Source organism: Alteromonas lipotrueiana, assembly GCF_019249245.1.
GTDB lineage: Bacteria > Pseudomonadota > Gammaproteobacteria > Enterobacterales > Alteromonadaceae > Alteromonas > Alteromonas lipotrueiana.
The window spans coordinates 1-14,855 of sequence record NZ_JAESDK010000006.1 but is presented as its reverse complement, the minus strand read 5'-3'; the positions used below and the strand labels follow the sequence as shown (position 1 = coordinate 14,855).

14 protein-coding genes are annotated in these 14,855 nt (G+C 45.5%); 11 read left to right on the top strand and 3 right to left on the bottom strand.

The features are described from left to right. Positions 1-600: 600 nt before the first annotated feature. From JK130_RS05725 to nagA, 10 genes are all read left to right on the top strand, one after another. A complete protein-coding gene (locus JK130_RS05725; protein ID WP_218353287.1) occupies positions 601-1,461 on the top strand; it encodes an STAS domain-containing protein in 861 nt (286 codons plus the stop codon). Between the two features lie 9 nt (positions 1,462-1,470). Next, positions 1,471-1,830, top strand: a complete 360-nt coding sequence (locus JK130_RS05720) for an STAS domain-containing protein (RefSeq protein WP_218353286.1) — start codon at positions 1,471-1,473, stop codon at positions 1,828-1,830. 6 nt (positions 1,831-1,836) lie between these two features. Continuing rightward, positions 1,837-2,241, top strand: coding sequence for an anti-sigma regulatory factor (locus tag JK130_RS05715; protein WP_218353285.1), 405 nt, complete (start codon positions 1,837-1,839; stop codon positions 2,239-2,241). A 2-nt stretch (positions 2,242-2,243) separates the two neighbouring features. After that, positions 2,244-3,251, top strand: coding sequence for an ATP-binding protein (locus JK130_RS05710; RefSeq protein WP_218353284.1), 1,008 nt, complete (start codon positions 2,244-2,246; stop codon positions 3,249-3,251). A gap of 7 nt (positions 3,252-3,258) precedes the next feature. Beyond that, positions 3,259-4,548 (top strand): ATP-binding protein, encoded by a 1,290-nt coding sequence (locus JK130_RS05705; protein ID WP_218353283.1) that lies wholly within the window; start codon positions 3,259-3,261, stop codon positions 4,546-4,548. A gap of 394 nt (positions 4,549-4,942) precedes the next feature. Then, positions 4,943-6,673 (top strand): alpha-amylase family glycosyl hydrolase, encoded by a 1,731-nt coding sequence (locus tag JK130_RS05700; RefSeq protein WP_218353282.1) that lies wholly within the window; start codon positions 4,943-4,945, stop codon positions 6,671-6,673. Positions 6,674-6,849: 176 nt separating this feature from the next. After that, the gene (gene zntR, locus JK130_RS05695; RefSeq protein ID WP_218353280.1) at positions 6,850-7,275 is read left to right on the top strand and encodes a Zn(2+)-responsive transcriptional regulator; all 426 of its coding nucleotides are present in this window, start codon (positions 6,850-6,852) and stop codon (positions 7,273-7,275) included. Then, on the top strand, positions 7,272-8,504 hold the full coding sequence (locus JK130_RS05690; RefSeq protein WP_218353279.1) for an SO_0444 family Cu/Zn efflux transporter: 1,233 nt from the start codon (positions 7,272-7,274) through the stop codon (positions 8,502-8,504). The genes zntR and JK130_RS05690 overlap by 4 nt, the downstream gene beginning before the upstream one ends. 236 nt (positions 8,505-8,740) lie before the next feature. Then, a complete protein-coding gene (locus JK130_RS05685; RefSeq protein ID WP_218353278.1) occupies positions 8,741-9,604 on the top strand; it encodes a glucosamine kinase nucleotide-binding domain-containing protein in 864 nt (287 codons plus the stop codon). A 30-nt stretch (positions 9,605-9,634) separates the two neighbouring features. Then, on the top strand, positions 9,635-10,756 hold the full coding sequence (nagA, locus tag JK130_RS05680; protein ID WP_218353277.1) for an N-acetylglucosamine-6-phosphate deacetylase: 1,122 nt from the start codon (positions 9,635-9,637) through the stop codon (positions 10,754-10,756). A 50-nt stretch (positions 10,757-10,806) separates the two neighbouring features. Here nagA and JK130_RS05675 read toward each other — a convergent pair whose 3' ends face one another. Beyond that, positions 10,807-11,391, bottom strand: coding sequence for an outer membrane beta-barrel protein (locus tag JK130_RS05675; RefSeq protein ID WP_218353276.1), 585 nt, complete (start codon positions 11,389-11,391; stop codon positions 10,807-10,809). A 300-nt stretch (positions 11,392-11,691) separates the two neighbouring features. Between JK130_RS05675 and JK130_RS05670 the strand changes: the two genes are divergently transcribed. Then, positions 11,692-12,033, top strand: a complete 342-nt coding sequence (locus JK130_RS05670; protein WP_218353274.1) for an FKBP-type peptidyl-prolyl cis-trans isomerase — start codon at positions 11,692-11,694, stop codon at positions 12,031-12,033. 239 nt (positions 12,034-12,272) lie between these two features. Here JK130_RS05670 and JK130_RS05665 read toward each other — a convergent pair whose 3' ends face one another. Together JK130_RS05665 and JK130_RS05660 are read right to left on the bottom strand one after the other, a co-directional pair. Further along, positions 12,273-12,920, bottom strand: a complete 648-nt coding sequence (locus JK130_RS05665; protein WP_218353273.1) for a YrbL family protein — start codon at positions 12,918-12,920, stop codon at positions 12,273-12,275. 895 nt (positions 12,921-13,815) lie between these two features. Beyond that, a complete protein-coding gene (locus JK130_RS05660) occupies positions 13,816-14,712 on the bottom strand; it encodes a DUF6492 family protein (RefSeq protein WP_218353272.1) in 897 nt (298 codons plus the stop codon). Positions 14,713-14,855 lie beyond the last annotated feature (143 nt).

Sequence of the window (14,855 nt, the reverse complement as noted above, 5' to 3'; positions counted from 1 at the left end):
TGATTATTACAGCGCTCACCAGATTGGATAAATAAGTTATTTTTTACATCCTGTAAATACTCGAAGTGATATGTGAACCTCGTTATTACTATGAACCCGAACCCGTTCAGACAAAGTGACCGGCAACCGACAATATACCCATCTACCCTGGCGTTTAGCCAATAATAGCGTGTATTTTTGCAGGTCAGCAAGAAGACGGTAAATTTTGGCTGGCTATGTTACCGGCTATGTTGCAACGCTTCAGCAATCTTGCAGTCGCAAAGCGCCTAAGGCACTACCAGTAACATGAATATTTAGCCGTGCATCAATAGGCCATGTATTTGCAAAAAGTAAGAAAATTCATACACTTTCAAATATAAAATTTAACCTGTATTAAATAGCAGGTTTTTAAGATATCTTGTCTACTGGTTTATATATTTTGCCCCTGGATACTGCCAGTACAATTTAGCAGATTAAATGCCAGAAAATTTGTTATAGCCAGACGAACAGAAACGAATAATGCCAGATTACAATTAGACTTTTGGGTAATTTATTGAATTTGTATTGTTAAGTCGTTGTCTTTATAATTTTAAACTTTAAATAGTATGTCGGAATTAAGTTATGCCTGAACCATTAGACCAAGTACTTCATCTTATTTTCGACGAATACCAGGAACAACTACTCGAAAAATGGGTAGAATCGCAGCTTCATTCCGATGGATTTCGATCTTATCTCGTCCAGGAAGATGAGCTACGTGAGCAGTGCTCTTCCTTCGTTACACTGTTTGTGAATTGTTTTTCAAAGAAAAACCATCCGGATATGACCAGCGACGCCTGGGCTCCTATGGCTGCACTGTTAACTGATATCGCCAAGCGCCGCACAAACCAGGGTTTTACGCCTTCTGAAACAGCGACATTTGTTTTTTCACTAAAGCGTCCTCTTTTCCACCTAATAAAAGAACAAAGCCAGGCAGATGCAAAAGTAACAGAACGGCTTTGGGAAATTTCGCTGGTATTGGACACGCTAGGGTTGTTTACCACCGAGGTCTATCTGGCGACCCGAGAAGAAGTTATCACCCGCCAACGAGAAGAGATGTTTGAACTCTCGTGCCCTGTAGTGCAATTGTGGGATGGCGTACTGGGCTTGCCTATTATTGGCACGCTGGACTCCAAACGAACGCAGCTTGTGATGGAGTCGTTACTGGAAACCTTATCTTCTACTCAGTCTGAAATTACTATTATTGATATTACCGGCGTGCCTGTTGTCGATACGCTTACGGCGCAACATCTTATTCGCACTGTCAGCGCGGCGCAGCTCATGGGAGCACGCTGCATTATATCAGGAATACGACCACAAATTGCGCAGACTATGGTTCATCTGGGTGTGTCATTGGGAGATGTTGTAACTAAATCAACCATGGCCGCTGCAATAAAATATGCGTTCGAATTTCAAGGTCTTGAAGTAAACCCAATCAATAAATAGGACTGTAAGTTGGAAAGAATACCTATCTTACATGTCGGAACGCTCTTACTTGTTACCATTCAAGTTGATATGCATGACCGACTTGCAACAAATCTTCAGGAAGACCTTACTCACCGGCTAAGTGAGACCCACGCAAAAGGAGTTTTGATAGATATCTCTGCGTTAGATATTGTTGACTCTTATATCGCACGCATTGTGGGAAATATTGCACAAACATCACGGATATTAGATGCACATACGGTGCTGGTGGGTATGCGCCCACCGGTGGCGATGACTCTGGTTGAGATGGGGGTAACGCTTGAAGGTGTAAGTACGGCGCTGAATATCGATAAAGGCATGCTATTGCTCAATAAAATAATAAATAAATAGCATCAGATGCTCAATTCTGAGTACGTCCCTATTAAGATGGAAGAAGACCTTCTGCTGGTGCGAAAATGCGTACGGCAACTGGCTTCGTCTGTGGGCTTCGGTGTATTGGATATGACCAGGCTTATGACTGCTGCAGTCGAATTAGGCCGAAACACACTTATTCACGGTAAAGGCGGCCACATGCGGGCTGTTATCGTTGTAAAGGACAAGGCCAAAGGTATACGCCTGGATTTTGAAGATGCCGGTCCGGGCATCCCAGATCTTGACCTTGCTCTGACCGACGGGTATACCTCAAAAGATGGTATGGGCCTGGGCTTAAGTGGCGCAAAGCGATTGGTAAATGAGTTTACAGTAATTCCAGTTACACCGCGGGGTGTGCGTATTATCGCTATCAGTTGGCTGGACGAATAATATTGAATACCTATAAAACTATACTGGTGTCAGACGACTCCTCAGTCGGTTTTGCCAGACGAACCGCTGTTGCGATGGGTGAATCTGTGGCCATGACCTGCACTGCGTCGGGTCGTCTGTCTATAGCGATTACTGAAGCTTGCACAAATATTCTTCAGCATGCGGGCACCGGTGAAATTCTTATTAGTGCCTGGGCCGATAGCGACGACACTCATGTGGTGTTTTTTGCTATAGATAAAGGCCCCGGCATGCATAACGTGGCCAAATGTCTGCAAGATGGCTTTTCAACCGGAGACTCACGGGGAGTAGGATTAGGCGCCATAGCAAGGCTTTCTAACTCTTTCGATGTCTACTCTATGCCTGACAAAGGCTGTATAATTCATGCAGAATTTTGTAACCATATTTCTTCCTTACCTAAAGCATCAGCGGTTAATGGTATTAATGTAGCAAAACCAGGTGAAATCGCGTGTGGCGATGCCTGGGACTTTGCACAGTGGGCAACAAATATACTTCGTTTAACGATGGTAGATGGTTTAGGACACGGTGATATTGCAGCGCTTTCCGCTGAGCAAATTATTTGTAATCTTAATTCGGTGACCTCTTCATTAAAAAACTCGTTAATACATGCCCACCACTGCGTTAATGAGCTTCGAGGCGGCGTAGCCGCTATCGCAGAAATTGATTTAGCCGCCGGCTATCTTTCTTTTTGCGGTGTGGGCAACCTTTCAGGAACCGTCTGGGAAGGCAACAATAAAGTCAGAGGCTTAGTATCCCACAATGGTACGCTGGGTGAGTCGGTGCATACGCTACGCGAATATACCTACCCATTTTCACCCCAGAATATTCTTATTTTACATACCGATGGTCTGAAGTCTGGCTGGGAATTATCCGACTATCCGGGGATTACTATGAAATCGCCCTCTCTTATTGCCGCTGTTTTATATCGTGATTTTGCCCATCGACAAGATGATGTCGGTGTTCTTGTGTACAAACCTTTGGATTTTTGTTGAAGATACTATGGATGTAGTACTAACCGAAGTAAGAGTAATGAAAGAAGCCGATGTTGTATTCTTACGCCAACGTGCCTCGCATATTTGTAAGCTTCTGGGCATCGAAGGATTAAAGCAAACGCGTTTCGCCACTGCAATTTCTGAAGTCGGCCGCACTGTGTTTATGCATACAACTGAAGGAATGGCGACTTTTACTATTACCACTGACCATCCAGCCTGTATACGGGTAGCAGTGTGCGGCGAAGGCGCAGAGGTGAAGAAGTTACAACATGACGCCAACACTCCCTCTTCTAAAAACTACTTTAGTGGTTGCGGCCGATTAGTTGATAGGTTCACTGTTTCAGACAGCGCCGATACCATTAAGGTTTTGCTGGATTGCCACCTTAATTCAGACAAACTGGTTACTCAAGAAGAGATACAAAAGATTATAGGCGAGCTGCAAAAGGTAAGCCCCCCTAATCAGGTAGATATCATTCGTCAGCAAAATGGTGAGCTTATGCTGGCACTTCAAAAGCTAAAAGAGCAGCAGGCTGAGTTACAGATTTCCGAAGAAAAAGAACGCGAAGCTCGATCTGTGGCCGAAAACGCCGTTCACGCCCGGGATGCCATGCTCAATGTTGTGTCGCACGATTTGCGTAATCCGTTAAATACCATTTCGTTAAGTACAGACCTGCTGCAAAGTACGCCCGGTAGCGAGACCAATGAGCAACAAGCGCGTCTTATCAATACTATCGCCCGGTCAGTAAAAACGATGGACCGGCTTATTCGTGACCTTTTTGACTTGGGAAGTCTTCAGGCAGGGCAACTTACTGTTGAGATAACCGCTACTAGCCTGACCGATGTTTTGCTCGAAAGCGAAGAGCAAATGGTTCCAATAGCTGCAAAAGCAGAATTAACACTTTTCTATAATTTCCCCACCGATTTAAATGTTATGTGCGACCGTTCACGGTTTTTACAAATACTGTCAAACCTTATCGGTAACGCCATCAAATTTACCTCACCAGGTGGCCAGATTTACGTCGGGGCGACACACAAAGAAGATGACCTTTGTATCGTGGTTACTGACACAGGCCAGGGCATTGCTGCTGAGCAGCTTCCCTATATTTTTGACCGGTTCAGACAAACAGGAACCATGCAAAAAGCCGGGATGGGGCTGGGTTTAAGTATTGTTAAAGGCTTAGTGGAAGCACAAAATGGAAAGATTTGGGTCGAAAGTGGGCCTGGCAAGGGAAGCGCCTTTTATTTTACGCTTCCGGCTAGTAAATCATCCCTCACCAGCGACCCGTCAGCGAAATGAAATAAATTGGATTTGTTGTACTGACATAGAGCTATCAGCATGGTCACTGCCATTACACGCACTTAGGGACAAGAGCAAAGTACACTATGAACACCCACTCGCCCACTTTTGCTAAGTCCAGACTGCCAACGTTACTTTTCTTTGTCTTCGCAAAAATGTTTTAAAAACGGCGGCTCAACAGATAATACGTCGTCGTAAACCAGACTTAACCGGTTTTACCACACCCGATACAATCGGTAATTATTCCCCCAATCCAGTAACTTATGAGTAATATATGCATAGACCATTAATTACTCATCAAGGTCTGTGCGTTGATATTTGAGCATATTTAACTGGCATTGCGCTTGCTTTCAGAGATCAGCCGATTGCCGGCTTTTAATGGAGAATTCTGCGCATGTCATCTTACAACAATAATCTTGGGGTTACGCCTTTAGACAAAGGCTATCAATTTGCCGTTTGGGCTCCAAATGCGACTGCGGTCCATTTGATTGGGGACTTTAATCAGTGGGATGAAAGCTCAATGCCCATGTCCTCAGCAGATGGAGGCGTATGGTGGTGTGAATGTGCTGACGCTGAAAATGGGCAAGGCTATAAATTTTTAATTACTACTGCCGATGAGCAAAAGCTGTCAAAGAACGACCCACGGGCCCGAAATCTTACCAATAGTGCCGGACACAGCCTTATTTTTGCCGATGACTATACCTGGGAAACGACTGACTTTACCCCGGCCCCGCTGCATGAACAAGTTATCTATGAATTGCATATTGGTACGTTCGGTAAGACCGAGGATTCGGTAGGAACATTTGATAGCGCTATATCGCGGTTGGACGATTTGGCTGAACTGGGAATCAATACAGTAGAGCTTATGCCGGTTAACGAATTTGCCGGAGATTTAAGCTGGGGCTATAACCCCGCTCATCCGTTTGCCGTTGAGCAGGCTTATGGCGGGCCCCAAGGTTTGAAGCGTTTTGTCGATGCGGCACATGCCCGCGGTATAGCGGTAATCATGGATGTGGTTTACAACCACTTTGGCCCCGATGATCTTGATTTATGGCAATTTGATGGTTGGCAAGAAAATGACAAAGGCGGCATCTATTTTTATAACGATGAACGCAGTGACACCCCCTGGGGTGATACCCGTCCTGACTATGGCCGCCAGGAGGTGCGCACCTACTTAACTGACAATGCGATGATGTGGCTCTCAGAGTATCGCGTTGATGGTCTTCGTATGGATATGGTGCCGTTTATGCGCAGCGTTTCAGGGGCCGATGACGGCAGCGATAATATTGATGATGCCTACAGTCTGATCCAGCAAATCAACCAGGCTATTGCGCAGAACTATGATAACAAAATCACGGTTGCTGAAGACTTGCACCAGCACCACTTCATTACCGATTACGCTGATGATGGGGGCTGTGGCTATACCTCGCAATGGGATGCCGCTTTTGTGCATCCGGTGCGTAATCTGCTGTTGAGCAGCAACGATGAGCACGTTCAGGTACAAACACTGGTCGAGGCTATAACACACCAGTACAGTCAGCGTCCCTATGCCCGGGTTATTTATACAGAGTCGCATGACGAGGTAGCAAACGGACAAGCCCGAATAGTAGAAGAAGTTGCACCAGGCGAGGTTGATACTGATTACTTTGCACGCAATAAGGGTATTTTAGCCGGCGCTCTGGTATTAACCAGCTGTGGCCTACCGATGCTGTTTCAGGGACAAGAATTTAAGCAACCAGGTTACTTTACCGACGGCGATGATATTGACTGGGGACGCCGTGAGCAGTTTGGCGAGTACCTTCAGGCGTATAGAGAGTTAATTCATTTACGTACTAATAACCAGGGCGATAGTGCGGGTTTAACCGGTGGTTTTACTGATATCGTACATACGGACAATGACAACAAAGTTATTGGCTATCGGCGCTTTAACGAAGTGAATGACAAACCGGTATGGGTATATCTCAACCTTTCTGGTCAGCATTTATCAGAATATGTGCTAAATGGACTACCCGACAGCCCGCGGTGCTTATTTGCGTGGCAAGAAGGTTTGGCAACACAGGAGATGAAAGTTAACAACAATGCGGTGACATTGGCCCCCTTCGGCATCGCAATTTTTGCAGGTTAACTTTCTGCTGGGTTAATCCCATTACGCTGATACAAACCAACCGTATCGGCATCAGCGGATACCACAATACACGATACGCCGGATCTTAGGGGCCGGCGTATCGCGTTTTGACAATTTTATTAATTGGCGTATTTTGCTTGACTCTGGAGCCAGGTCCAGGGTTTATACTCAGCAATATGAAAACACCCTCACTTTTAAAAATTGGCGAATTAGCCACACGGGCGAAAGTGTCTGTAGACACGATTCGCTTTTATGAAAATAAAGATCTGTTGCGCGCATCGCGGCGCTCATCCACAGGCTATCGGTTATTTATTGAAGAGGATTTGACCAGGCTTTTGTTCATTGTACGTGCCAAACAGGTTGGGTTCACATTGGATGAAATTGGCGAATTACTTGAGCTAAAACTGCATCCTGAGGAACACACCTGCCAGGAAGTTAAACAAAAAACCCAGATTAAAATTGATAAAGTCAGCCAAAAAATTGCTGAGCTGGAACGTATTCGTCGCTCTTTGGTGAAGTTGCATCGGGTCTGTGGTGGAGGTACATCAAGTGCTCAGCATTGTTCTATTTTGCAGTTGCTGGAGTCGGACAATTTACTATGAATGACATATTGCTGTTAGCTCAAAATTTTATTGCTTTATTTGTAGAGTCGGCGCCATGGCTGCTGCTGGGACTAGCGGTTGCTGCCATAATGCATGAACTGGTGCCTATTAGTGTGCTACAACGCCATATGGGCAGTAGCAGTATTGCATCAATTAGCAAAGCGGCGGTGATAGGTGCTCCTTTACCTTTGTGTTCATGCGGGGTAATTCCGGCCGCTGTAGGCCTGCGCCGAAGTGGCGCGTCAAAACCGGCCACCGTGTCGTTTCTGGTTTCTACACCCGAAACCGGCGTAGACTCGGTGTCGGTGTCTTATGCCTTGCTAGGACCTTTGTTTGCAATAGTACGTCCGGCAGCTGCGATATTCAGTGCACTGTATGCTGGCATTATGGTGAAGTTATTTGCCCGTGCTGACGATAAGCAAGCCGAAGCACCAGTAAGCTCGGCGGTCAGCAGTTCTGCAACTGCTGCTAATAATCAACACACTGCAGAGTCTGCGATTGCTTCGGACTGTTGCAGTAGCAAACAAACCGAGCCAACGCCTGCTAGTAGCTGCTGTAGCAGTAAAAAGCCTGAAACCGCCCCTGCAAAGGTAGAACACAGCAGTTGCTCAGGTAAAGCTACCGTAAAAAAAGACTCTCAGCCGAACAAAGTGAGCGCGATGTGGCGTTTTGCCACCGGGCAATTGCTGGAAGATATTGCGGTATGGTTGATGATTGGTCTGGCGCTCGCCGCCGCCATTCAAACCTGGGTCCCTACCGACTTTTTAACCCAATGGGGCGACGGATTATTAGCAATGATGGTAATGGCGTTTATCGGAATACCTATGTACATCTGCGCCACCGCCTCTACACCTATTGCCGTAGGCTTTTTGGCGGCAGGGTTATCTCCAGGTGCGGTACTGGTGTTTTTATTGGCCGGTCCGGCCACCAATATCTCGACCATGGGTATGATTTTAAAAGAGCTGGGACGCCGCTCTTTGGTGTTGTATGTGTTTAGTGTCACCTCGGCCGCTATTGGTTTAGGTTACCTGCTGAACTGGGCCGTAAGCACATTTGGCTGGCAAAAGTTTATTGTGACCGCTGGCAGTGGTGAGCTTCACAGTGGCGCTACCGAAATCATTTACGCCGCGTGCGCCGTGCTGCTTGCAGCACTTATGCTGCGAATTGCCTGGCAAAAGTTAAGCACGCGTCTGAACAACCAAAATGTATCAGACAGCTGCTGTAGTTAATCACAGGCGCACCCGCGGCAATGAGCGGCGGGTACTATTAAACTGAACCTATACATCGCACCGTAATTTGCTGAGCTATGGAAGGGCCGGTAGCCGTAATCTGACCTACCGGGATAAAATGTTCAACCGCTCCCAGTCCACAACAAAGTGATCTGGCAAGCTCGGTAATATTGTTATATTTGCTATGATTGTGTTTTGATCGTACCTAACGACGATGACCGGAAGTTTGCACAACTGTGACCAAAGACACCTTTTTACTTGGCATTGACGGCGGAGGCACTAAATGCCATGCGAAACTACAAAACGTACAGGGTGAAGTATTGGCAGAATGCCGCACCGGCCCGGCTAATCCGGCCCAGGATGCGGCCGGGGCGTTAGACCAGATTCTGCTAGCCTGCGACATGTTATGCAAACAAGCGGGCCTTACCGAAAAAATCTGGCAATCGACTTCGGCGGTGCTGGGGTTAGCCGGGGTTAACATACCAAAATATCATCGTATAGCAGAATGTTGGCCGTTACCCTTTGCCCGGTGCACTGTTACCAGCGATTTGCATATTGCCTGCCTGGCCGCCCATAACGGACACGATGGCGCCATAATGATCACCGGTACGGGCAGCTCTGCATTTTTGTCACATAATCAACAGACAAAAATGCTGGGCGGGCATGGTTTTCCGTTGGGAGATAAGGCATCGGGCGCCTGGTTAGGCTGGCGAGCATTAAGCCTTACCCTTGAAACCTTTGACAAAGTACATCCAGGCAATGATCTGGCGCGGGGAATATGCGCTTATCTACAAGTAGCAACCGCAGAAGAACTTGTCGCCCTTACGTTAAAATATCGGCCGGCCGATTACGCTCAACTCGCCCCTTTAATTTTTGCACACGCTGCGCACTGCTCTTTTAGTCGCTCAATTATTCTTGAAGGCGCGGCTTATATTGAGCACCTGGCGCGACAACTCGTGTCTGGGACTGCATTACGCTTCGCGCTAATCGGCGGGCTGGCCGACAGCTGGATCCCCTGGCTCAACCCCGACGTAGTAAACGTGCTGGTACCCGTTCACGCTGAACCGGTAACCGGGGCCCTTTTGCTGGCGGCGCGTTAAACGCGTTTTATTTTTAACTGAAGAGTTTTTATGACTGACTTTTTTTGCCCTTTGTTGTTCGATGGCACCACCATGCATCACAATGTGCGTTTTTCAGTGAATGAGGGGCGCATTAGTGCGTTTTTACCAAACAGCGATGCCGCCGATACCACGGTATTAGCCGGCCTGGTTTGTCCTGGTTTTATCGATACCCAGGTTAATGGCGGGGGCGGGGTACAGTTTAACGACCAGCCTACCTTTGGGTGTTTACAACAAATGGCTACAGCACATGCCCGTCATGGTACCAGCAGCTTGTTACCCACGGTCATCACCGACGATATTGAAGTAATGCAACAGGCCGCCAACGCCCAGGCCAAGGCGCATCATCACGCTCCTTCACGATTTGTTGGTATTCACTTTGAGGGACCACATTTAAGTGATGCCAAAAAAGGGATGCACAGTGCCAGGCATTTGCGGGCGCTGGGTGACAATGAAATGGCCATTTTCTGTCGGGGCGATCTTGGCCGGGTGTTATTAACTATTGCGCCAGAAATGGTAACACCAGAGCAAATCAGTACACTAGTTGCTCATAATGTCATTGTGAGCGTAGGTCATACCAACGCCACTTTCGAACAATGTCGACAAGCCTTCGCTGCCGGAGCGACGGGGGCTACACATTTATTTAATGCAATGTCCGCATTTACTAGCCGAGAACCCGGTGTAGTAGGCGCATCGCTTTACCATGACACGGTGTATTGTGGATTGATTATGGACTTTGCGCATGTGCATCCAATTAGTGCCAGTCTTGCTATTGCACAAAAAACCGCCCAAAAAATGATGTTGGTCACTGACGCAATGGGGCCCGCCGCCAGCGACTCTGACCACTTTTTTTACCAAGGTAAAAAAGTACAAAAACAAGAGGGTACGTTAAAACTCAGTGACGGAACGCTAGCCGGTTCGGTGCTAACCATGGACATCGCGGTAAAAAATGCAGCTTCACTGGCAAATGTAACGCCTGAACAGGCGCTGATGATGGCAACCCATACCCCCGCCCGATTTTTACGACTGACCGATATTGGGCAGCTGAACGAAAACAGCTACGCCAATTTTGTGTGCCTGGATGATAACCTGCAGCTTACCGGCCACTGGCACCAGGGTGTGCGTCAGGTTTAAATAAGTCAGCCCGGTAAGGGGTGTGAAAGTGGGCTGACATGATGGACTTATTAAAAGTTATAGCGGCCGTTAACACCGATGAGGTTGCTATTTTCAGCAATGTCATAGTTCACGCCAAGCGCTAACTGAGGCGTAAATAAATAATCTGCAGCTAAGCCTAATGTGGTGGTGCTGTCTGTATCAATATCAACATAGCGTATTGCCGCTTTGGCCTCTAGCTGCGGCAGCACCATTGCTCTTACCCCGACAGTAAGGCCGTAGCCATTATTATCAGTGCTGGCCTTGTTGTTCCCAAAGCGTGCACTTACGTCTATCTCCTCGTAACTTAATGCAGCAAACACATCGGTAGTATGGGTAAGGTTATAGTTGTAACCAAGCCCGGCGGTAATCTGATCAATGTCTACATCTATACCTGCCACGTTGTCGCTTAAGCGAATATACGAGCCCGCTAAGAAAATATTATCGGTGAGCGCTTTTGAGACAAAAAGCATGGGGCCTTTGGGCTCAATATCACCCAGGTCATCGTCTGCGTCGGTCTGAATATAACTCAACTGCACATAATCCCAGACTGGGGCTACAGCCATCGCTTTGTCAGCGGTTAATCCTAACGCAAGTATTAAAAGTATTTTTTTCATTTCATTCCTTGAAGATCGGTAAAAGTTTGACCCGTGTTCGGGTGATGTTGCCTATCGTAGATGATAAACATGCTATTGGATAATTAAACACAGAAATGTATTAAAAATTAATACTTTATAATTAAAAATAAGTAAATTACAGGATGATGACATCAATAAATTAACCTTTTAGTTTTACTCAGGGTAGAACGACCCCTTCCCCATGCATCACTTTACGTAGCCGAAACGCTGGTCACATATGAACGCTTCAGGCTAAACTTACTGTTCAATCGTGTTTTAAACGCAGGTAAATACCGAGTGATGGATTCAGAGATACAAATAGACGACATTATCGAGGGCACCGGTAAGGCTGCCGAGAAAGGCGCGCTTATCACAGTACATTATCGCGGTACTTTAGACGATGGGAGCGAGTTTGACTCTTCTTATACCAAAGGGCACGCTTTTCAAACCGTATTGTCTAAAAACAAACTGATTCAAGGTTGGTATTTGGGCATGATAGGGATGAAGGTCGGAGGCAAACGCAAACTTTGGGTACCTGCCCCTCTGGCTTACGGTGAGCGTCAGATTGGCAATAAAATACCGGCAAATAGCAACCTTTCATTTGAAATTGAGTTACTTGAAGTGCTTACCCGTGACGACTAGTCTTGGAAAATTTAAAGTTTTGCTATCAGATTTACCTGACTCTCAATAAACGGCAGATTGTAGATTGAACCACAATTTTTTGACCAAAAATACAACGGCAGTGGCTCATGTACCGCGAACTGCGGGCTTTTTGCCGGGGCTAAGAGACTGATACCTAGCGTGTAGAAAGAAACTTTTGTAATGTGTTAGACGTGCACGATAGTAAGCTTTACGCCGTTACTACCCAATAAAAGTGTTATTCACGTAACAATAAACGCTTTAGTGTTCGGGCCTGAGTCTCGAGCAGGTTTTGGAATCTTGATAATTTCATCGCGCACACTGTAGTCGTTGAACCAATTATACTTTTCACGGTTCCATTTACGTAAATTCTTACGTTGTCCCAGTGCGGTAATGTAATCGCACAATGGAATAAAATCGTTGTGTCCGATACCATCTACCACTACTGGAGTATATTTGTTTGTACCCGTTCGGCGGAGCATCACATTTTCAGTGATAAGATCGCGGAAAATAATATTTTTTTGTAACAGATGCTTAATCAACTCATCTAATTTGTCGACGACTATCCGGTTAAAAAACGTATCCTCTTTTCTTAAATAATGTCCTACCGTTTTCGCCACCTGACCATCTATGTCACGTACTAACTCAAATACCACACCGGTACCACGGTTTGTCGGCACAACCTCAACTAAATCAGCCACCATGGGAGAGGAGATCTTACGCCGCTTTAATAATCGGAAATAGTTGATTTCGCGGGTCTGTGTTTTAGCGGGACTGTCATTATGCAGTACTTTTACGCACAAGTTATCATTGTAGGGATGATAATAGCATTGGCGGTTTGAGCCGCTGGAAAGCAGCATATCAGGCGTTAATTGCAAAGGTTCAGGCATAAGCTCACGGCATCTAAAAGTATAAGGAAAGCAACGCGTTATGCTTGTATAAAACGTAAGCACACGCCAAACTATACCTATATATAGATATACATAACTTATCCGGATTACTTTACACCAAAAAAAGCGGCCAGGAGCCAGTTTTTGTCACCTTGTAATTGAGTTAGAAGGTAGTTTTATACAGTGTATCCAGATTAATTAAATAAATGGAAAGCGGTTGAATAGCTCACCAGTGCTCTTCGACTTCAGGCAATTAGCGCGATGCTCCTGGTTAATAAACGGTCAGAAGAGAGCCGCTGTCTGTTACCGGTACTCTGTAGTCGCCAAAAAGCAAAAGTATTACCATGATCACAAACAACTGTTCGAAGGGCAGCGATACCAGTTCGAGCTCTACTTACATGAAGGTTTGAGCTGTCTGGAGACTTTGAAGCTGCTGACGTAAATCACGTATTGGATGACATGTTCTGGCTCTAACGTTTCAATGTACACGCAATTACCAGGGACTACGGGGCTGAGTTCCGCGCTCGTGAGCTGTTCGCAGATAAAAACTAAAACGGATATCTATTCCGCTAATTCGTATTTACCTTGGTAGCGTGGCTTGGTTGAAAATTTCAAGGGGTTACTGCGGCAATATATTCGGAAAGGCTCGTGGCCACTTTTCCTTGTTGTATCTGCCCTTAGCCTTAAGTAAAAAGTACTGAATACTCTTAGCAACTTGAGCTTAGATGTCTTTGTAACCAAAAAAGTCGGACTTGATTACGTGCAACTTCATGGACTAAAGTTGTTTTATTAAAAGTAACGGTCACTACCCACTCATAAATTCAACCACTTACTATAGTTCTTTATGTGTTTTCAACGGTATTATCACCACTGCAACTATTATCTGCACTTGAGCTTAAACAAACGGTTGAATTTTGTCCCATACAGAATCGGGACTAATAAATGACTTACTACCAACTACACAAAAGAGTCCAGGGCAGCTTTGGTTAAAGTTTATAGAGGGCGCCCATTTTTCAAATGGGTGCGCGTCGTGGACGAGCAGCCTTTGGGGTACTTCCTCTGTGCTACACAAAACGTGATATTTATCAAAAAGATCATACTTGAGTAATGTAAGATAATACAAAGAATATTCTGTCCATTTCAACATTAAAAATCTTTTAAGGCACCAGTTTTTAGGGTGTTTTGGTAAATGAAGGTTGCACAACCAATCTACCCAATCTGAGGTATTGTTAGACTTTTCAATTTCAGTTTGAGTAAGAAGAACAACATGCCGTGAGAGTATCGCCGGAGTAACAGATATAGCGTCTTTCATTCCAATAACTATATGTCTTGCATCAATAATCCTGCTAGAAGACTTCCACCACTTTGGATGCAAAGAGCATTTTTCAAGTTGCAAAATCGCTTTTCCGCCCGGTAAAAGATCATCTTTTGAAATATCCTTCAAACAAATTATATCAGCGTCAAATGTTATATAATAATCGCATGTAAAATGATTAGCTATTGCAAGCTTCAATATCTGCTGTTTCCTCCACCCTCTCATATTACGATAATTATTGAGTTGAGGTGCAATTTCGCCTTCTCCCAGGACGCGAATATTGAAATGATCTATCCATCCGAAATATGACTCTTTAATTTCTCCCACTTCATTATCAGGGACAATAATAGCAAACTCTTCGAATAAATTACCTTTCGTAAACTTTTTAAGTGTTTTAAAAAGAATATGACCTCTATCAAGATCGTTATCTTTGTAGCTTCCAGACTTCTTTAATAGTAGTACCGCACCTAGTTTCATGACATGCCTTTCGATATTAATAGAGCGAAAACCCCGCAAAACCCTACGACATTACTTCTTACTTAACGCGAATTCAACCCCGAAGTGCACCACTCGCTAAATTAAGCCGCGTCTCGTAACTGCTTGAAGACTACAGCAGGTTG